The following is a 19,933-nucleotide window of genomic DNA, read 5'->3' on the forward strand; positions in this document are numbered from 1 at the left end:
GTAGGTTTCTGCAATTTTATACTTAGTGATAGCGTTATCTAAATCATGGTAACAAAACATTATTTAAGTGCGTTAATTGTCTGTATTTCCTTGAATTTAATCTCTTGCTCATCAGAGAGTGACTCTTTGGAAGATAACGAGACAAATCTAGTAGATGAAAATTCAACCGACAGCCTTACTGACGGAGAGACGGAACCAGAAACAAATGATACTGAAAATGTTTTAAGTTGCCTAAAAACATTGGGGATAAACTATGTGGTTTTTGACGCAGAAGCAACAGAATCACCTTTAGATCAATGGAAACTAATTACCAAAGGTGACTCCGATTATTTAGACAAAGAAAGCCATGGTCCCATAAATGAAACACATTTAGAATTCACAGGTAACAATCAAGGTAGTGGTCCTGCAACATCTCCTTTAGATTACGTATTTACGGCTCCATCTTCTGGAGAATATAAATTATTAATGCGTTTATACCAGCGTTTAGAAGACGCCGAAGAAGATAAATCTAATGATGTTTATATAAAGATGGAGGGCAACTTTACTTCTGCTACTGATAAATATACAACCGAAGATTTACAAACTGATTTGAAATTTTTTGGTAGAGGTGTTGATCAATGGGGAGCTGTTTATTCCGGGGATGGTGGAGAAGCCCATAACAAATCAGCTGTTTTATATAATTTAATAGAAGGCGAAGAATATACTTTTACCATGTCTGGTCGTTCTCAAAAAGCCAATATAGACTATATCTTACTTTATGATACCAAAGATATATCAATCACAACTGGAGCCAACAAAGATCTTGCTGAATTAAATGATGCCCAATTTAGACCTGATTGGGATTGTAATCAATAGACATACTCCTGTAAAAAAATCTAAAGTTCTTCTACAAAACCGACTTATTTATTTAAGAACAGACTTGACTTTTTTATATCCTGAAAAAGACAGATAAATTCAATTATAGTTTTTCAAGATTCCATAATAATCTAGTTAGAATACAAAAAGAAACCTTCAGATTCTCAAAACGATTTATCTGCATACAATTTGTTGTACGATAAACTTTCCTGCTCCTCTCACGAATATAACCTAAGTGCTAAAGAAACCTGAGTACTTGTTACTTGCGGACTTTCCAAACGAAGATTACACATAAAAATACTATCTTTAGATGTTGCTGTATTGTTCTGTTTCGCAAATTACAGCCATCAAACTTCCCTCAACACTCAGTATTCATAAAAATATTCATATGAGAAAAATGTATATTTCAAGTATTCTATTCATAATACTTGGTTTCAATGTAAATGCTCAAATATTTGAGGTTAGCTATGATTCAAGCTTAACGGGAGAAGACTTTTATAGAACTGAGCATGTTCTTTAAAGAGGTTCACAGATTCATTCTTTTGACGCCGTTTTTGGAGGATACGATGATGCTGGCAATAGAATTAGGCTAGTTAACTCATCTCTGGTGAAATAAACAAAAATGCCCTCCCGCTCTAGATACGACCTCTCTATTATACTAAGAGAAAATTGGTCTGACCTTAAGGAAGATTTGGATGGCAAGATTAGAATATCAGTCGGTACTAGCGACAATTTATTCTTGAACCGTTCTGTTGAACTTTTAGAAAAAGAAATGAAATCATTAAATGTAAATATTAAATTTGACTATTTTTTATGGAGACCATTTTACTTTATTTACAGAAGATTATAAGAAAGATGGAGTTGAGTTTTTAGAAAAAAAACTATAACAGCTGGTTAAACAAAAAGAAATAACGCATGCCAACAAGTGTCTACTTATTTAAAATATCAATTATGAAGAATTACTTAATGCTTTTGGTAGTTATTTTATTTTTAAGTTGCAAAAGCAACAATAAAACTACTGAAGAATTGGCTGAAGTTGACCAAACCACTATTGCCAAACATATTGAGCGTCTAGCATCAGATGAATTTCTTGGAAGAAAACCGTTTACTGAAGGTGAGGTTAGAACGGTAAACTATTTAAAAGATGAGTTCGAAAAAATAGGCGTCCTTCCCGGAAATGGGGATAGCTTTTTCCAAGATGTCCCTATGGTTGAAATTACAGGTACACCTTCAGAAAAGATGGTCATTTCCGGAAAAGATGGAAGTTTTAATTTGGACGTTTTAAAAGATTTTGTTGCCGTGACTAGTAAAGTGAAAACAGATGTAAGTCTGGACAACTCAGAACTTGTTTTTGCAGGTTATGGCATCGTTGCTCCAGAATATAATTGGAATGATTATGAAGGCGTTGATTGGAAAGGTAAAACTGCAGTGGTCCTAATTAATGACCTGGTTTTCAATCTGGAGATTCCACCTTGTTTAAAGGTAATGAAATGACGTACTATGGCCGTTGGACCTACAAATATGAAGAAGCTGCAAGACAAGGAGCCAGTGGATTGATAATAATTCACGATACTGAGCCTGCTTCTTATGGTTGGAACGTAATAGAGTCCGGATGGAGCGGAGCTAGCTTAATTATTGAAAGCAACTTGCCCCTTCTTGATGTGGAGTCTTGGATAAGTAATGAGAGCGCTCAAAAAATATTCGATGCCTCTATTATGAAGGGGGAGGATTACAAAACCCTTGCAAGAATTAAAGGATTTAAAGCTACTTCGTTAGATTTAAATGTTTCCGTTGCCATTCAGAACAAGATTAAAAAAGATGTTTCTAAAAATGTAGTTGCCCTAATACCGGGTACAGAAAGGAAGGATGAAGTTATTATCTATTCCGCACATTGGGATCACTTTGGTATTGGTAAAGCCATTGATGGAGACTCTATTTACAATGGTGCTATAGATAATGCATCTGGTACTGCAGCTCTATTGGCCATAGCCGAAGCATTCAAGAAAAGCACACCAACAAAACGTTCCATCGCCTTTATAGCCCTTACCGGAGAAGAGCAAGGTTTGCTGGGTTCTGCCTTTTATGCTGAGAACCCCATTTTTGACCCTAAAAAAACAGTTGCCAATATTAATATTGATGCACTAAATAGTCCCGGAAAAATGAAAGACCTGACCATTACCGGTTACGGACAATCAGAAATGGATGAATATGCAGAAGCTGCTGCACTAAAACAAGACCGTTATATTATTCCAGACCCCGAAGCTGAAAAAGGATATTTCTTTCGGTCGGATCATTTTAATTTTGCAAAAATTGGGATTCCTGCGCTCTATGCAAGTGGTTCTTATGAAGGCTTTGACACTAGTATTGAAGAGGTAAAAGAAATAAACGAAAACTATCTTAAGAATAAATATCATCAACCGTCTGATGAATACGATTCTGCAACAAGTGACTTAAGTGGTGTTCAGTTTGATTTACAATTGTTTTTTGAGATAGGTTTTAAATTAGCCAATGAAAATTATTTTCCAAAATGGTATGATGGAAGCGAATTTAAAACGGCCCGTGAATAGGTATTAAAGCATTAAACTATAAATTAAAACACGGTTTAAGGTATACTTTCATATACATCTTAAACCGTGTTTCTTTTTAATGAAATTTATGATTTTACATACGTAAACTCAATTGTAGCTTCTTCATTATCCGTATTTAAATACGTATAGATAAGTGTAAGGGTAGTATCATTCTCCAATACCAATTTAGTGCTCGTAGATTTTTTCAATTCAACTGTTTTCTCATCCGTTACTTCATATTCTCTAAGGCTCGTTTTTATAAAACTACAATCGGCATTGGTATTAAAAACCACGGTTTCGTTCCCTTTAGTAACGCTAGCAACAAATTCGGCCGGCATTGGGTAACTCACCCCAATATTATACTTTAATAGGTCGCTTCTTCCAAACGTAGTTTTGTGCTGTACAAATTCAAACGCGCTGTCTGACTGAAAGTCGATCGTGTTCTTCATTAAACAAGGGTCGGTTACTCCTGTCAATTCCCATTTTCCGAGCAATTTAGCAATCACAGCAGTTACATCAAAGGTATTTATATCTCCAGGCGTTTCCGTTTCCTCCTCTACTTTTACTTCATCAGTATTGGACTCTTCAGGTTGATTTAATGCTTCGTTATCGCTTCGCACAAAAATATCCACCCTTGTTTGTTCCGCACCACTGGCATCGGTAATTTCTGAAGTTACTTTAAGCGTATCGTCTATAAGTTCTATTTCCGAAGAAGAATCAAAAAAAGTAACCTTGTTAAGTCCTTCTATCGTATACGTTCCTTCCTGTGTGTTTGTAGAAATACTAGAACCCGTAGCACTGTTAGTTCCTGTTTTGTATACCAAGTTATAGGTATTATCCTCATTAAAATTGGCTCGGGAATCCTTTAAAACTTCAAATTCCGAACTGGCAATAATTTCATTGTTGATGCTACTGCTTATCAATACCCACTCCCCCAATAAATTAGCCTTGGTTTCCACTATATACTCCGCAAACGCTTCTTTTTCAGTTTCGGTGCTAGAATCACCGTCACTGCAATTGATCATCAGTAAGGAAAACATAACTACCGTAAGCATTGAAACTCCTAATCTAAGTTTTGAATTTTTCATAAAATACTATAATTGAATTGTTTTGGTTTTATGGGTGCTAAAGTGGAATCGCTCTTTGCCGCGATCCTTCTATTTACATGCTTTTTTCGAATTGGAAACGACTAAAGACTACACTAAAACTAACATATATGAACCGTTTTTTATTGAGCTACTTTTAATGTGAAATCATAAGAATCTAAGAACCAGTAACAAGCCTACAGAAAATTAATAAAAGCTTAACATCGTCTATTCTATGCTACTATATTATACGCGTGAAATAGAATTCTAAACGGTTAATTGGAGAATAATAAACGTGAAGATTTATATAAAAAACCAAGAGGCTGCTATAAAATAGATTAAATGGTCTGCATACGCTTGAACAAGAATTCTTTGTGCGATTTACCTAATGGAATCACCTTTCTATTGATTTCCAAATGCACATTGCAATGACATCCAATTTGGAAATATTAACCACATATGACCTATGCACGCGAATAAAACTGGCATTGGGCAATCGCTCTAGCATGGTTTTTAGGGTACAGCTCAAGACCAGGTTTCTGGTTTTGGTTACCACGGTACAATAGTTTCGGTCCGCATCAATATACAGGATAACCTCTAGCAGCAGCATTGACCAAGAAGGCAATTATTTTATGGTAACCACTTGCAAATTACAAGTTTCGCAAGATGGCAATTCTTCCGAAAATGATAAGTCTGCTAACCGAATTCTCTGAAAAAACAGTTTTAAAAAAGTAAAAAGGTGATGCACCATGTCGCCGGATTAGATTTACACAATGTTGTGGTTATTACGAATGTAGTAGCCCATTCCGATGAAATTTTTCAAGAGGTTCCGGAACACTTCTCTATTATTACAATTAACCAGACAGGACATACCATTGCGGAATTTTCGGGGGAATTAAAAAGACAATGCTCTCAACGGTCTGTGATAAACCTGAGAATTAGCTAAAAAATGTATTGTCCCAATAGCCTGTCTGTTTTATTGATTTTTCCTTCTACTATTTCTGGGTTTTCAATAATGCCATGGTCCATACATAATCTCCATCATGAGATATGGTTATAGATAAATCTAAATGCTGTAAGTGCGGATACAAAATTCTACAACTAGGTTTTCCCGCTGCCCTATTCCTTGTAATTTCTATTTTATTAAAGGCTAAGGTCTCATTGGGATAAACTTGCTTCACCGCTTTATAAATAGCTTCCTTAACGGAGAATGTTGAAGCAAACCGCAACGAAGGAGTTTTAAATTGATTCGCATACTCCTTTTCAACTTTGGTGTAAACTCTATTGATAAAGGCATCATTGAGCATAGCATAGAAATCTGGTAAAAACATAAGGTCGTTCCCAATTTTATAATCTGGGCTCTCCCCAAATATTTTCTTTACATCGGGTTTATTCATTCTGATCCGTAGCTACTGCCATTACGTTCAATCCCCCATCTATATAATGGAGGTTTCCCGTATTACCTTTTGATAAATCCGAAAAATAATAGAGTGCACCGTTTGCCACATCTTCAGAAGTAATATTACCTAACGGCGCTGAATTCCGAGTCATTTTCCGAAGCTTTCTAACCCCTTTTATACCACCTGCAGAAGTGGTCATTACAAGACCTGCAGAAAGAGCATTCACCCGTATGGCCGATTTTCCAAAGTAAAAAGCTAAGTATTTCACCATGTTCTCTAAAGCAGCTTTACTAATTGCCATACCTGCATACTATAAATACTTTTTGACTAGCGTGGTAAGTCAAAGTTAAAATAGAAGCTTGCTCCGTTAATAAGGACCTACCCATCTTACAGATTCTCATTAATGAAAATGCACTGATATTAAAAGAATCCATAAAATCATCAAATGGAATATCTATAAATTCCGGCGGAGCTTCCTTTACTCCTGGAGGAGATGTACACATTACTTTATGATTGCCATAAGCCACACCATGCAACATATAATCTATTTGCTGCCATTTCTGACCAATTGCATCAAACAGCTCTTTTACCTCGTCATCCTTTCTAATATCGCACGCAAATACTTCAATTGCCAAATCTTTGACCATAGTTTGCACCACGGCTACATTATCATGGTCAACGCTCAAGGCAACTTTACAGTTACTCTCAATTAGTTTTAATGCGATAGCCCAAACAATACTACTGTCATTACGAACCCCGAATAGCAAGGCATTTTTTCCTGTGTTATCAATCATACTTTAATCTTTTGAAATGGCCATAGCGCTATTAGTACCACCAAAACCATAGTTTAAACATACAATTTGATTGATGGGTTTGGCAAGTGCCAATTGAGGAAGTAAGTTACGATAGGCAGCCAGTGGTTCTTTTGGACCTTGCCAATCATCTTTTGTTTGAAACGACTCAAGCTCTGTCTTTAAATTATCACTGTTTAGACATGGAGAAACCATTTGTTTCTTCAACATTAACAAAGAAACGATTACCTCCACTGCTCCTGCAGCGCCTAACATATGACCAAATTGAGATTTTGGTGCACTTACGTGGTAACCATCCTTACCCAATTGTGCCGCAATACTAAAAAGTTCCACTACATCTCCGGTAGCTGTTGTTGATGTTCCATGGGCTTTAACCACATCAGGATTAATATACGTTTGTTTTTTTAAGCCTGTCCATAGTCTTTGTTGACCATCAAAAGAAGGTGCGAACATATCACCATCACCATCAGAATTATTAAAATATCCATCTATTACTCCTAGAATATTTGCTCCCCTTGCCTTAGCCTGATCGTAATTTTCTAAAGCTACAATACCGCAACCAAATGAACACACAAAACCATTTCTGTCCTTATCATAAGGCCTAGAGCTCTCTTCTGGACTAAACTTGGTACTTAAAACCTGCATAGCATCAAAACCAATTAAGGTTTCTAAGGCTGTACCTTCCGTACCTCCGGCAATAACCCTATCCTGAAGACCAAAAGCTATTAAGCGATATGCATAACCAATACTACCTAGCCCTGTAGCACAGGCAGAACCAATAGCCTCACAAACTCCTTTATTTTTAATAAGACAAGATACGTTGGCAGCATCTCTATAAATCATAGACCTAGACACATTACTAGAACCTAAAGCTCTTGTTTTTTTGCCGTGTTCAAAAAATAAGTTCCAGACTTTACGGGTTCCTTCTTGACCTCCCGAACCTGTACCAATTACAACTCCAGTTTCCTCGGACTCTACTTCTTCTTTAGTCCAACCTGCACCTTTTATAGCTCCAAGACTAGCTTTCATAGCCCATGCACTACCCAAATCACTAGTCGCTAAATTAACGTTGGGTATCTGCCCACTTATATCCTCTAAGTCCATAGGATACTCATCTGGCAAGCCATTAGAGAATTTTTGGAATCCAGTTTCCTCTGGCGTAGCATAACCGGCAACTTTAGTTCGTATTTTTTTATCGTAAGAAGCTACTAAATCCCAATTTCTAATAAGTGATTGGTTGCTAAAAAGTTTTTCTTCAAATTCTTGCATGTCCTTACAATGAGGGAACACACCATCCATACCTACAATAGCGACTTTATTCATTTTAAAAATGGGATTTAGTTTGATTAGTGAATCTTACAGATAGATGTCTATTGGTTTTTAAAAGCAGCCTCTATCAAATCGATAGTTCCTGAAACCGACGACCCTAAATCATCTATATCATCATCATCAAACTCAACATCAAATTTACTTTCCGCTTTAGCAATAACATTTATCAATTCAGTTGAAGGCACCTCTAAATCAGTAATGAAATCTGTTTTCTCGGTTACATTTTTCAACTTACTAGAATCAACCTGTGGTGTATTCTCTAAAATTTCAATAAGTCCTTTAAGTATTTCTTCTCTTGTCATTCTACTATATATTTAAATTAAATTATTCTTTATTCCTCTACCGGTTAACCCATTAAATTCCGAAACTTCCATATACTCCGCCGGAACTATATTATTTTTAAACTGCTCTTCCGTATAATCTTGGTAATACTTTTCTAAATCAAAACCTTTAGATGCCTTATATACTTTACCGCTAGAAATCATCTGACGAAACTTATAATCGTCAAAATGAGCATGAATTATAGCTGTATCTCCAAGCTTTATAAATGATTTACATATGGCCGAGCCCATGGTAAGAAAGACAAAATTGTAATTTTCATAAAGCTCAGAGAAGCTAATTCCCTTCTTTACACAAGAAATGAAAGCATTGCCAGCTACTACACTTGCCTGTCCAAAAGCCTCTATTTGATCTACCCCTCTAAAAACACCAAAATGATCATGAGTATCTTTCTCCCGTGCAGTATAAATAGCCACTACTCCTACTCCCGGCTTGTGCCATAAAAATTCATCTATATATACTTTTGAAGGCCCATGCGGAAGTACATCGTGGGGGAAAGCCCTACCAAACTAGTTAAGTTATTTGTTTTCTCCATAAAATTTACGAGCATCGTTTATCCACGATTCGGTGTTAGATTTCACTTTGTCCCATTCGGGTTTATAATATTCAGAGGCTAAACCGCTAGGTATCCCCAATTCTTCTCTTGTAAAAAAGCCTACTTTATGTTCGCCAAATTCATAAACCCTGTTATCAAGTTCGTCTACGGACATATATCCATCAAAGAAGACTACTTTTTTCTTTTTTAAAAATCTCTTTACATCCAAGTGAAAAATTATTTTTTTAGCCGTGGGGAGCACTTGTCCATAATACTCAAAAGCACCACTTAATGCTCTTCCGCGACCTGTAATTTCACAAGAACCTGCAGCCCACATGCCCCCAAGTTGAGCAAAGCCATCCTGCCCTTGAGCTCTTAAGCATAACTGGGTCTCCTAAGAAATGACACCAAAACCATGGGTCGTTATCAGAGATAGTATAACTGGCCTTAGCATATCCTTTTCCATACTTGCCTCCTCCTTTAATATAGTTGAGCTCAACCTCATGAAAACATTGCATATAAGGTTGCGGTAAAGAAAACCAGTCTCCCTTATCCGGAGTGTTATTCTTAAGACCTTGAGCTATTTGCCATGGGTGCGCTTTGGTAGAAATTAAATGGATATCTTCTTTATCTAAGAAAATAACATCTGTAGGCCATTCGGTTAATTTCATATTTTAAAATTAGATTTAAGTTGGGTTTAACTTGAGCCTAGACAATGCCTCCGTTTACGGCTATATTAGTTCCGTTTATATATTTCGCTTCCGCGGACAATGCAAATTTCACAACATTGGCAACTTCATTTGGATCACCAAAATAAGAAGAAGGTATCATTTCTAGATACTTTTCTTTTACATCGTCTGATAGACTTTTGGTCATATCCGTATCTATAAAACCTATGGTGATACGGTTACCGCTCTAATGTTAAGGCTTTTATCTATCAAAGAAACTTCTTTAGCAATTGACTTGGTCATAGTTACCATGGATGCTTTGGTCATGGAATAAACCACTTGGAAGGCATTACCGGTTTCGCCAACACAAGAACCCATGTTTATAATAACTCCTTCTTTATTACCTATAAATAACTTTAGAGCTGTTTTAGATATAAGCAATGGTGCTTTTACATTAATGTTAAGCATCTTATCTATATCGTTTAAGGACTGGTACATTAAAGGTTTATCTAAAGCAACACCCGCATTATTCACAACACCGTAAAACGATTTTCCCGCCATCTTTTTTAGTGCACTACAAAATTCCTTTACAGCATTAATTTCTGAGAAATCCGCACACAGCACTTCATGCTCGCCATCTAATTCCTTTAAAAGGCTCTCCAAAGATTCTGGTTTGCTGGCGTGAAGGATAAGACTGTACTGCCCAGAAAGAGCAAAAGCTATTGCCCTGCCTATTCCTCTACTAGCGCCCGTTACCAATACTTTCTTCTTCTCCATTAAGCTATTATTTTATGCTTCCTATGTTTTTTCTAACTCGTTCATGATAATATTATAGACTTCCTCTGATTGCAAGGAGTGCCCCAATCTTGAGGTAGTATAAAACGTGGAGTCCTTCCAATTCTCTGCAATATTCACCCCATCCCTATACAGGTTCAACTTATCATTCCTATCGTGAATAACGGTCCCCGGTATATCAATTTTCTTTACAAAATCTGCGGCGTTGTAATAATCCTGATCGTTCTCAAAAAACTTAGTGAATTCCCTATCGTAGGCTTTTATGGTCTGCTCGCTAAACCCCAACAGTTTAATAAAAACTGATGTTAAATCTATTAGCCTGTCAGGAGCACCCAGAGAAATTATTTTTTTAATCCCATTACTTTCAAAATGAGATTTATAATAGAGTGCCGCTAATCCTCCAACCGAATGTGCTATGATTACTTCCGGGTTAAAGTGTTTTACTACTACATCTAAAGTTAAAGCATATTGATAAGCATCAAAGAAACGACCGTCTGAAGCTCCATGGGCTGGAGCATCCATACTTATTACATCATAGGATTTTTCTTGAAGCCCAGGTAACAAGGGAGTCCATCTGGCTGAATTAGATTGCCAACCGTGCATTAAGAGTACTCTTTTCCCCTCACCTTTCCATCGGTAGGTTTGAATCTTTGATTTATTCAGATACAGAGTTTTGGTTTCTGCATCTTGAAGCTCTGCATGTTTACTTTTGATTTTTCCTGCCTGTGGATATCTAAAAAGATACAAGGCCATACGTGCCCCAAGTTTAGGCGAAACACGAACAATAAGATTAATCAATCGCCCAACAAGTTTGGGGATTTGGGCTGACTTCATTACTTGTGATTTAGTCTATTTGGGGATACCTGCTTAGTCACATACCTTCACAAATTTAGCAAAACTATAGAGAGTTCCTAATCAATTTTAATATCATTGACCTCAAACAATTCTATAGTAATTTTAGGAAAAATTTTCTTTAAAATGTCATCAACACCAACTAAATATTATCGAAATATTAGTTTCTTAATACCAATTCTAAAATATACTGAAAGCGCAAAAATTCAATCTTTTTGAAGAAAACTATGCAATTTTAAAATACGTTATAATTTGAAGAAAATTGAATTATATTTTAGTAAAGCACATATGAGACAACTAATTTCTACAGAGTAATATGTTTGTCAAAAGAAATAGTTTTAAAAGAAGTAACTTCAATGGCAACCGAGCCTATTCAATAAAAAAATAAGCTGTAAACAAGCAAAACAATAGATTCTAATTAAGAACAGAGAAGTATAAAAGAAGATTAAGCGATAGTTATTGAGGTCTAAGAAACAATGTGTATAACGTTCCTGTACCTCCAGCTCCACCCCCGAAATTTATAGCCATGGAACCATCGCTTTTTAGGTCTCCCCCAAAAGAAATGGAACGGGAAAAACGTTCTTCTGGTTCCAAATTTAAATCAAAACCACCTTCTTCATTATTTATTCTATCATAAGCTTTTACGGTCCTGTCCCCATTTAGATAAAGTACGTATCCCCAACCTTCATTTTGTTGGTTTGCTCCTGTAATTAAATCAGGTATCCCATCTCCATTAACATCTCCAGGCGCGCACATGGCATGCCCAAAATTGGCCCCAAACGTACCATTAGGATTGACATCTGTAGTTAGCTCATCTTCAAAACCGTTTAAGTTTTTCAGTTATTTTAGTTTTAGCTACCACATGGTACGTAGTGTTGTCCAAAGAAAGTATCCAAATAGCACCTTTTCCTCCATTGGACATAAAGGCACCTACAGCCAACTCCATGTTTCCATCATTATCCAAATCGCCAAGCATAGCAACTTCTCTTCCTCCAAACTGATCTTCATTCTCTATGCCCGTTCCAAAACCACCTTGGGTAGAGCTAATGGTTACTTTATCTGAATAAATTACATGAGAAGAACTATCCAAAAACAAAATATCTATGGCTCCGCGATTAGTTCCTCCATCATTAGAACCGGGAACACAGGCTACCAAATCAATTCTATCATCACCGTTTAAATCTCCAATTGCAGATAACCCATTGGCAATAATATTCTCGTTTTTAACAAAATCCTTAACTGTCCCATCTATATTTAAATGAATAATATATAACGAATTGTTAGGAGCTACTGGTGCTGATACCGCTATATCTGGAATACCATCATTATCATAGTCTCCAATACCTGCTACACCATAACCGAAAAAATTCCCATCATTTAGAGTGTCCGTGAAACCACCCGCCAACATAGATATCTTTTGATTAGACTGTACAGTTCCATCCCTATTCATAAATAAAATATACACCGCCCCAGCATCTATTGCCCCATCATCATCAGAGCGTGCACCTACTACAAAGTCTATTACCCCGTCACCATTAACATCGCCAATTTTATCATGATCTCTTCCAAACCTGTCTCCCCCTTCTAAATTGGCAACTAATCCTCCTGAGCCCTCATTTAGAGTTATAAAGCTTTCCGGTTGGTAATGTAAAGTTTCTGTTGTTTCCGTCGTCTCTATAATTTGACTTGAGTTATCGTCTGTACCACAACTTGCAAAGACTAAGATAATCAGAAGGAATGCTAGATTTTTCATAAAAATATTATGCTTACTCCTTTGACTAGTATTTGTCATAATAGTTTAATTACAAAATAAAAACCTTAAATGAAATGAGATAAAACACTGAAAAACATATAATTGATTCTTCTCCTTTTATCAAAGCTCCGTCTTACAGTCCATGAACTTTATATTCACTAAATTAGTATCTTCCTACGTAGAAATTTTACTCAAACTCCAGTTTCATCTATGAAAAACATCTTCAATTTTTCAGTTATAACCCTCCTAACTTTATCCCTATTTATAAGCTGTAAGGATGTACCGGACGGTAAGGAAAAGTCTAATACAGTAATCTCAAATTTATATAAAGAAAAACATCGTCCACAATTTCATTTTACCCCAGAAGCCAAATGGATGAACGATCCAAACGGAATGTATTATTATAAAGGTAAATACCACCTGTTTTATCAATTTTATCCTGATAGTACCGTATGGGGTCCTATGCACTGGGGGCATGCGGAGTCCAAAGACATGATTAATTGGGACCATTTACCCATTGCTCTGTACCCGGATTCCTTGGGGCTTATTTTTTCTGGAGGGGCTGTGGTGGATTTAAACAATACCTCAGGTTTCGGTACAAAAGAAAACCCTCCTATAGTAGCCACATTTACACATCATAACATGGCGGGGGAAAAAGCCCAAACCAACGATTTACAGACGCAAAGCATTGCATATAGCCTAGATGAAGGTACAGAATGGACTAAATACGAGCAGAATCCGGTGATTCCGAATACAGAGAAAATTAAAGATTTCAGAGACCCAAAAGTCGTTTGGCATGAGAAATCCAAAAAATGGATTTTAGCATTAGCCGCCTATGATAAGGTTAAATTTTACTCTTCTCCAAACCTGAAGGATTGGAGTTTTATTTCTGACTTTGGTATTGAAGGAGATACTAGATTATGGGAATGTCCAGATTTATTTCCTATCAAAGTAGAGGGTTCAGATGAGGAAAAATGGGTCCTTATTGTTAGCATTCAAAAGGATGCTCCCAATGATGGGACCGCTACTTCTTACTTTGTTGGCGACTTTAACGGGCAAGAATTTAATAGCGATGTTAAAAACCAAAAGTGGTTAGATTGGGGCGCAGATAATTATGCATTTGTAACTTGGAACAACATACCTGAGAATGACGGTAGAATTCTAGGTATAGGTTGGATGTCTAATTGGCAATATGCTCAAGTTGTTCCCACGGAAAAATGGAGAAGCGCAATGACGCTTCCCAGGGAATTGAAATTGATTAAATCGAATTCCGACTATAATTTATTGAGCAATCCGGTAAAAGAAATACAGAAGTTAAGACAAGATTCCGTTTCTCTAGGTCAATTAAAAATAGAAGAGAAATATGCTTTACAAGATTCTTTTTCACCTTCCCAATTTGAAATGATACTAAACGTTAATCTAAAGGAAACTACAGCCGATTCTTTTGGAATTGAGCTTAAAAATACACTTGGAGAAAACCTGACCATTACTTTTGACAAAAGCGATAAGATGTTGTACGTGGATAGAACAAACTCCAGCAACAACAAGTTTTCTGAAGATTTTTTCAAAGAGAAACATTACGCTCCTTTAAATTTTGAAAATGATAAGTTGAAAATACAGCTCTTTGTTGATGCTTCTTCTCTTGAAATTTTCATTGATGATGGACAAATTAATTTTACGGATATTTTCTTCCCAACAGAAAAATTTATAAGGTTTCATTATTTACCAAAGAAGGTCTATTAAATATTAAAGACTCTAAAATTTACTCTCTTAAAAGCATTTGGAATAAAGACATGAATTGAGTTCTAGAACTTCTACTATTTTCTAAGCACTAATTCATATAAACCTTATAATTTCTGTTAATTGATGAGTTTACTACAATTCGTCAAGTAATCGCAATAAAAAACATTCAATCAGGTAAATAATTTAGAAAAAATGTGAACTTTGTTCTATGCTATTGGAGATATGATATAAATGGAGATTGAATGTTTAGACATCAAGGCAAAAGCAGAACACTAAAACATAATTTACAGATTGCTACAGTTTTATCTTTTGTAGCCGGAATTGTAAACGTAACGGGGTTTTATCTATTAAACAACTGACAACCAATGTCACCGGTCATTTTGCGCTCTTTATTTATGATTTAGCTAATATTGAATTCTGGAAAGGAACCATTTACTTCCTTTACCTTTTCTCTTTTCTTCTTGGCTCATTCTCATCTAGTTTTTTGATTGAAAAATTTAGAGCAAATAAAAAGCTGAATGTTTTTGTTCTTCCTACAATAATTGAATGCCTGATTTTGGTCTCTATAGCTTTACTAAGTAATGTTATGGAGCTACAGCACCCTGACGTTATTGCTTGTTTACTACTTTTTGCCATGGGACTTCAGAACTCCTATGTAACAAAAATTTCCAATGCAGTGGTTAGAACCACCCACCTAACAGGACTTTTTACTGATTTAGGCATAGAGCTTTCTCAGTTATTCTTTCCCAAATTACACCCGAACAGAGAAAAACTAAAGTCCACTATCAAATTGCGTATCTATATTATTCTCTTCTTTTTTGGAGGAGGACTAATGGGCGGATTTCTCTATTCCAGAGCTGATTTAAAACTGAACACTCTTATTATAGCTGCTGTTATTCTTTTAACTAGCCTATTTTATGATGACGTTAGGTATCGTCTCATAAAAGTTAAAAGAAAGTATCATCAAAAAAAAAGTGGAAAACATAAGCATGCATTTCGCAGGTGATTTTACAACCATTTTAAATGGTATATTGATTTTCTAAATTCTAAAACTAATGGAGTCAAGCTATAGTTGTAAAAGGTAACTTGCATAAGTAATTTAATATTAGAGTCAAGTCTTCAGAAACTCATATCGTTCCATCACTTTCATCTCCAATCCGACTTCAGGAATATGGTGTGGGGATTTTCATGACTGTACCTACTAAGTCTGCATTAAAGAAAGTTCTCAAAAAAAAATATGTAGAAGTAGACGGTGTAATTGCTACGACAGCCACCTATATACAAGGAGGTGAAAATATTACATTATCAATTCCAAATGAAACCGACTCTAGCAAAAAGTTGATTTTCCCTTTGAATGTCCTATTTGAAGACAAACATCTTGCCCTAATTCACAAACCTGGGGCATTCTGGTAAGTGGCAACGGCTTTAAGACAATTGCCCATGCTTTACCTCAAAACTTGCAACCTAGTACGTTGCCAAATACTACTAAACCGCAACCCGTACACCGACTGGACTATGCCACAACGGGCGTGTTATTAACAGGAAAAACAGGGAGCGCTATTCGTAAGCTCAATCAACTTTTTGAGGATAAAAAAGTTCAAAAAGTATACTATGCGGTAACTATTGGAGAAATGCCTCCGCACGGAAAAATCGATACTCCAATTGATGGGAAACCTTCAGAAAGTCATTTTGAGGTTATCCAGTCCGTTGCTTCCGAAAAATACGGAACTCTCAATCTGGTAAAACTTGACCCGAAAACTGGAAGACGCCATCAGCTACGAAAACATCTAGCTTCCATAAGCAACCCTATTCTTGGGGATCAAACCTATGGTAAAGAAGGTTTTATTTTAATGGGAAAAGGACTTTACCTTCATGCCTATTCCCTAGAATTCATCCACCCTTTTACAGAAGAGAAAATCAGTATAACAGATGATTTACCGGAACGGTTTACCAAAATATTCGGTATGCTTTAAATCTGTTTTAACAGGAATCAAGCAAAAATCTCCCAATCTTTAAAAACAGGCTCATAGCCTTGTTTCTTTATCATTTCCCGGATTTCCGCAGTAGAGCGTTCATCGGAAATTTCAAATTGCTCCAAAGATTCCGGTTCTGCGGTATAACCTCCCGGATTAGTTTTGGACTCCGCACTGATGGATGTTATTCCCAATTTTATGATGTTGTTACGGAACGTTTCACTTTCCCGTGTAGACATGGAGAGCTCCACATCTTCATCTAGCAATCGGTATGCACAAATTAACTGAACCAAATCTGCATCCGTCATTTCAACTTTGGGTTGCACATCGCCTTGATGTGGTCTCAACCTTGGAAATGAAATACTGTACTTCGTTTTCCAATAGGTCTTTTGCAAGTATCTTAAATGCAAAGCCGTATAAAAACTATCTACACGCCAGTCTTCCAAACCAAACAGAGCGCCCAAGCCTATTTTATGGATACCGGCCTTACCTAATCGGTCCGGGGTGTCCAAACGGTAATTGAAATTCGATTTTTTCCCTTTTGGGTGATGTAACTTATAAGTAGCCTCATGATACGTTTCTTGATATACCAATACAGCATACAGTCCAGCCTCCATCAATTCCTCATACTCCTCTTGATCCATAGGTTGGACCTCCATACTAATATTTGAGAAATGTTCTTTTATCAACTCAATAGCATGTTTGATATATGCCACTCCAACTTTTCTATTGGCTTCACCTGTTACCAATAAAATATGGTCATAACCTAATTCCTTTATATGCGCAACCTCTTTTAAAATCTCCGCATCGCTCAAGGTTTTACGAGGAATTTTATTGGTCATACTAAACCCACAATAGGTGCAAATGTTCTGGCATTCGTTGGACAGATACATGGGCAGATACATCTGGATAGTATTACCAAAACGCTTCTTGGTCAACTCATGACTCCGTTGTGCCATTTCTTCAAGGAAAGGCTTGGCAGCCGGGGAAATCAGTATTTGAAAATCATCTAGCGAAACTTTATCTTTCTTTAGAACTACTGCTACTTCTGCCTCGGTAACAGCATAAATTTCTTGCTCAAGTGTATTCCAATCATGTGCATCAAATATTTTTCTAAAGGACATAAAATCTGTTTTAATTCAAAAATGAGGTAAGTGGACTACTAGCTTCAGCTACTTCTTTCATAGGAGCTAATTTTGCTCTGTAGGCCATCCGACCCGCTTCCACAGCCATTTTAAAGGCAATTGCCATTTCAACCGGACTTTGAGACACGGCAATGGCCGTATTCACCAAAACAGCATCAGCTCCAAGTTCCATGGCATATGCCGCATGAGATGGTGCTCCAATACCTGCATCTACAATTACCGGAACGTTGCTTTGTTCAATAATAATCTTAAGAAAATCGTCGGTTTTAATTCCTTTGTTACTGCCAATAGGCGCTCCCAAAGGCATAACACATTGTACACCCACATCTTCCAATCGCTTGCACAAAACAGGGTCGGCGTGAATATAGGGCATCACTACAAAGCCTAATTTTACTAATTCTTCGGCCGCTTTTAAAGTTTCTATAGGGTCTGGTAAAAGATACCTTGGGTCCGGGTGAATTTCCAATTTCATCCAATTGGTTTCCAAAGCCTCACGTGCCAATTGTGCCGCAAAAACGGCTTCTTTGGCCGTTCTTACCCCTGAAGTGTTTGGTAATAGGTTGATATGTTCAGCATTCAAGCTCTTGAGCATATCATCTGATTTGTTCTCTACCTCTACCCTTTTGAGCGCAACGGTAACCAGTTCACTTTCTGAAGCCAGTACAGATTCCCTCATTTTTTCCGAACTGGAGAATTTGCCGGTACCCGTAAACAATCGCGAGGAAAAAGTTTTATCCGCTATGTGGAGTGCATCTGTCATATTTAAAAATTTGTTTCCCTGTTCCAAAGTTGTTCATTGGTTGAGGATGCTTTCAAAAGTTTATGAAAACCGTTTATCTTATTAAAGTCCTTCGTTATTTCACCCGAAGCCGCTATACCGTACACACCGGTTTTTAAAATTTCCGGAACATCTTCTATGGTAATTCCGCCAATGGCGATAATGGGCATGTTTGATTTTAACTCCTCCACAATGCTTTGATAGCCTATAAGTGAAATAATTGGACTCAAATTTTCTTTTGTAGTCGTAAACCGAAAAGGGCCTAAACCAATATAATTAACTCCTTTTTTAACTAAAGCCAAGCAATCATCTAGGGTATTTGCAGTACCTCCAATGATATAATAATCGCCCAAAAATTTGCGGGCAACTGCTGGGTCGGCATCGGTTTTACCCATAAGTGCACACCATCTGCCTTTACTTCTTTCGCAATTTGATAATGGTCATTGATTATTAAACGCGTCTGAAAATGTGCGGTAATCTCCCTTGCCTTTTCGGCAGTCTTTAACACCACACTTTTCTTTACATTTTTTAAACGTAATTGTACCAATTCAGCTCCTGAAGTACAGGCTTTCTGAATGTTTTCTAAATGCTCTTCAGGTGTTTTTCCTTGAGAGATATAATGTAGTTTTGGTATAATCATAATCATGTGTTTCTATAAAATTCTTGCATCGCCTTAAAATCTTCAATAGGCGTTTTACTGTTCCAGATTCCTCCTAAAACTCCAACACCTTGAAAGCCTAATTTTTGAATTTCAGACAAGTTGTTTTTGGTTACACCACCCATACCAATTATTCTTTTATCAATATGGTTTACATTAAATCCCCTACCCTCATATCCTTTCTTTGAAATGGATGAAAATACCGGACTCAACAAATGGTAATCGAATTCAAAATCGCAAGCTTCTAACTCCTCTGGTTCATGAAAAGAAGAGCTAATGGTTTTTCCATACATACTAAGGTTTAAAAAATATTGATGGATTGTCAATATTATCCCGCCTTTTCTGTTCCTGAAAATGAATACCTTTTAAATTAAAGGTGTTTACCAGCTCATGATGATGGTGCACCACTATCTTATTATGATACTTCTCTTCTATTAAATCTAAATAATCGCAATATTGTTGGTAATCTTTACTAGGTTTCCTCAAATGATAATATTCCAACCCTTCCTCAAACAGGCGATTAAGTATGTCTATTTCATTTATTACATCTTCTTCTGGTGCTATTAATACAATCATACTTTAAATCTATTTTTCGATATTTAGCCCTGATTTTAGTAACATCTTTTTTAGTTACTTTTTGTAAAGC

At 36.5% G+C, this 19,933-nt stretch carries 26 protein-coding genes and 2 pseudogenes; 9 read left to right on the forward strand and 19 right to left on the reverse strand.

What is annotated here, in order from left to right:
* Window positions 1-45 precede the first annotated feature (45 nt).
* The 4 genes from Q5W13_RS24100 to Q5W13_RS24115 all read left to right on the forward strand — a co-directional run bounded on the left by Q5W13_RS24100 (window position 46) and on the right by Q5W13_RS24115 (window position 3,422).
* Window positions 46-855, forward strand: a complete 810-nt coding sequence (locus Q5W13_RS24100; protein WP_304444836.1) for a hypothetical protein — start codon at window positions 46-48, stop codon at window positions 853-855.
* A 622-nt stretch (window positions 856-1,477) separates the two neighbouring features.
* Entirely contained in the window at window positions 1,478-1,705 is a 228-nt protein-coding gene (locus tag Q5W13_RS24105) for a hypothetical protein (RefSeq protein WP_304444837.1), read from the forward strand.
* Window positions 1,706-1,806: 101 nt separating this feature from the next.
* On the forward strand, window positions 1,807-2,349 hold the full coding sequence (locus Q5W13_RS24110; protein ID WP_304444838.1) for a hypothetical protein: 543 nt from the start codon (window positions 1,807-1,809) through the stop codon (window positions 2,347-2,349).
* Window positions 2,346-3,422, forward strand: a complete 1,077-nt coding sequence (locus Q5W13_RS24115; RefSeq protein WP_304444839.1) for a M28 family metallopeptidase — start codon at window positions 2,346-2,348, stop codon at window positions 3,420-3,422. Before Q5W13_RS24110 ends, Q5W13_RS24115 begins: the two co-directional genes overlap by 4 nt.
* An 86-nt stretch (window positions 3,423-3,508) precedes the next feature.
* On the opposite strand, the gene Q5W13_RS24120 is transcribed toward Q5W13_RS24115, so the two are convergent.
* Window positions 3,509-4,510, reverse strand: coding sequence for a hypothetical protein (locus Q5W13_RS24120; RefSeq protein WP_304444840.1), 1,002 nt, complete (start codon window positions 4,508-4,510; stop codon window positions 3,509-3,511).
* 391 nt (window positions 4,511-4,901) lie between these two features.
* Complete coding sequence (locus Q5W13_RS25640; RefSeq protein WP_368662590.1) at window positions 4,902-5,117, reverse strand: LytR/AlgR family response regulator transcription factor; 216 nt, start codon at window positions 5,115-5,117, stop codon at window positions 4,902-4,904.
* A gap of 129 nt (window positions 5,118-5,246) precedes the next feature.
* Between Q5W13_RS25640 and Q5W13_RS24125 the strand changes: the two genes are divergently transcribed.
* Entirely contained in the window at window positions 5,247-5,453 is a 207-nt protein-coding gene (locus tag Q5W13_RS24125; RefSeq protein ID WP_304444841.1) for a hypothetical protein, read from the forward strand.
* Window positions 5,454-5,502: 49 nt separating this feature from the next.
* Here the strand turns inward: Q5W13_RS24125 and Q5W13_RS24130 are convergent, their stop codons facing one another.
* From Q5W13_RS24130 to Q5W13_RS24190, 13 genes are all read right to left on the reverse strand, one after another.
* Entirely contained in the window at window positions 5,503-5,904 is a 402-nt protein-coding gene (locus Q5W13_RS24130; RefSeq protein ID WP_304444842.1) for a holo-ACP synthase, read from the reverse strand.
* Complete coding sequence (locus tag Q5W13_RS24135) at window positions 5,897-6,208, reverse strand: SDR family oxidoreductase (RefSeq protein ID WP_304444843.1); 312 nt, start codon at window positions 6,206-6,208, stop codon at window positions 5,897-5,899. Before Q5W13_RS24135 ends, Q5W13_RS24130 begins: the two co-directional genes overlap by 8 nt.
* A complete protein-coding gene (locus Q5W13_RS24140; protein WP_304444844.1) occupies window positions 6,198-6,701 on the reverse strand; it encodes an SDR family oxidoreductase in 504 nt (167 codons plus the stop codon). Before Q5W13_RS24140 ends, Q5W13_RS24135 begins: the two co-directional genes overlap by 11 nt.
* A 3-nt stretch (window positions 6,702-6,704) precedes the next feature.
* Entirely contained in the window at window positions 6,705-8,042 is a 1,338-nt protein-coding gene (locus Q5W13_RS24145; protein WP_304444845.1) for a beta-ketoacyl-[acyl-carrier-protein] synthase family protein, read from the reverse strand.
* Between the two features lie 47 nt (window positions 8,043-8,089).
* On the reverse strand, window positions 8,090-8,350 hold the full coding sequence (locus tag Q5W13_RS24150; RefSeq protein WP_155596945.1) for an acyl carrier protein: 261 nt from the start codon (window positions 8,348-8,350) through the stop codon (window positions 8,090-8,092).
* A 12-nt stretch (window positions 8,351-8,362) separates the two neighbouring features.
* The gene (locus tag Q5W13_RS24155; RefSeq protein ID WP_304444846.1) at window positions 8,363-8,803 is read right to left on the reverse strand and encodes a hypothetical protein; all 441 of its coding nucleotides are present in this window, start codon (window positions 8,801-8,803) and stop codon (window positions 8,363-8,365) included.
* A 102-nt stretch (window positions 8,804-8,905) separates the two neighbouring features.
* Complete coding sequence (locus Q5W13_RS24160) at window positions 8,906-9,259, reverse strand: hotdog family protein (RefSeq protein ID WP_304444847.1); 354 nt, start codon at window positions 9,257-9,259, stop codon at window positions 8,906-8,908.
* A complete protein-coding gene (locus Q5W13_RS24165; protein ID WP_304444848.1) occupies window positions 9,237-9,593 on the reverse strand; it encodes a hotdog family protein in 357 nt (118 codons plus the stop codon). The genes Q5W13_RS24160 and Q5W13_RS24165 overlap by 23 nt, the downstream gene beginning before the upstream one ends.
* A gap of 37 nt (window positions 9,594-9,630) precedes the next feature.
* Complete coding sequence (locus Q5W13_RS24170) at window positions 9,631-9,798, reverse strand: SDR family oxidoreductase (RefSeq protein ID WP_304444849.1); 168 nt, start codon at window positions 9,796-9,798, stop codon at window positions 9,631-9,633.
* A gap of 17 nt (window positions 9,799-9,815) precedes the next feature.
* Complete coding sequence (locus Q5W13_RS24175; protein ID WP_304444850.1) at window positions 9,816-10,367, reverse strand: SDR family NAD(P)-dependent oxidoreductase; 552 nt, start codon at window positions 10,365-10,367, stop codon at window positions 9,816-9,818.
* 21 nt (window positions 10,368-10,388) lie between these two features.
* Entirely contained in the window at window positions 10,389-11,219 is an 831-nt protein-coding gene (locus tag Q5W13_RS24180) for an alpha/beta fold hydrolase (protein WP_304444851.1), read from the reverse strand.
* A 474-nt stretch (window positions 11,220-11,693) separates the two neighbouring features.
* Window positions 11,694-11,993, reverse strand: a complete 300-nt coding sequence (locus Q5W13_RS24185; RefSeq protein ID WP_304444852.1) for an FG-GAP repeat protein — start codon at window positions 11,991-11,993, stop codon at window positions 11,694-11,696.
* Between the two features lie 61 nt (window positions 11,994-12,054).
* Entirely contained in the window at window positions 12,055-12,990 is a 936-nt protein-coding gene (locus Q5W13_RS24190) for an integrin alpha (protein WP_304444853.1), read from the reverse strand.
* A 210-nt stretch (window positions 12,991-13,200) separates the two neighbouring features.
* Between Q5W13_RS24190 and Q5W13_RS24195 the strand changes: the two genes are divergently transcribed.
* The 4 genes from Q5W13_RS24195 (at window position 13,201) to Q5W13_RS25650 (ending at window position 16,706) form a co-directional block, all read left to right on the forward strand.
* A complete protein-coding gene (locus Q5W13_RS24195) occupies window positions 13,201-14,733 on the forward strand; it encodes a glycoside hydrolase family 32 protein (protein ID WP_304444854.1) in 1,533 nt (510 codons plus the stop codon).
* A gap of 391 nt (window positions 14,734-15,124) precedes the next feature.
* A complete protein-coding gene (locus tag Q5W13_RS24200) occupies window positions 15,125-15,739 on the forward strand; it encodes a YoaK family protein (protein WP_438364198.1) in 615 nt (204 codons plus the stop codon).
* Window positions 15,740-15,921: 182 nt separating this feature from the next.
* Entirely contained in the window at window positions 15,922-16,146 is a 225-nt protein-coding gene (locus Q5W13_RS25645; RefSeq protein WP_368662376.1) for a hypothetical protein, read from the forward strand.
* A gap of 59 nt (window positions 16,147-16,205) precedes the next feature.
* Complete coding sequence (locus tag Q5W13_RS25650; RefSeq protein WP_368662377.1) at window positions 16,206-16,706, forward strand: RluA family pseudouridine synthase; 501 nt, start codon at window positions 16,206-16,208, stop codon at window positions 16,704-16,706.
* A 17-nt stretch (window positions 16,707-16,723) separates the two neighbouring features.
* Here Q5W13_RS25650 and thiH read toward each other — a convergent pair whose 3' ends face one another.
* The 4 genes and pseudogenes from thiH to Q5W13_RS24225 form a co-directional block, all read right to left on the reverse strand.
* Window positions 16,724-17,830, reverse strand: a complete 1,107-nt coding sequence (gene thiH / locus Q5W13_RS24210; RefSeq protein WP_304444855.1) for a 2-iminoacetate synthase ThiH — start codon at window positions 17,828-17,830, stop codon at window positions 16,724-16,726.
* Between the two features lie 10 nt (window positions 17,831-17,840).
* On the reverse strand, window positions 17,841-18,611 hold the full coding sequence (locus tag Q5W13_RS24215) for a thiazole synthase (protein WP_304444856.1): 771 nt from the start codon (window positions 18,609-18,611) through the stop codon (window positions 17,841-17,843).
* A gap of 2 nt (window positions 18,612-18,613) precedes the next feature.
* Window positions 18,614-19,266, reverse strand: a pseudogene (thiE, locus tag Q5W13_RS24220) (thiamine phosphate synthase).
* Between the two features lie 5 nt (window positions 19,267-19,271).
* A pseudogene (locus Q5W13_RS24225) lies at window positions 19,272-19,863 on the reverse strand (thiamine phosphate synthase).
* Window positions 19,864-19,933 lie beyond the last annotated feature (70 nt).

Origin of the sequence: Zobellia laminariae, from assembly GCF_030553095.1 — a bacterium.
Lineage (GTDB): Bacteria > Bacteroidota > Bacteroidia > Flavobacteriales > Flavobacteriaceae > Zobellia > Zobellia laminariae.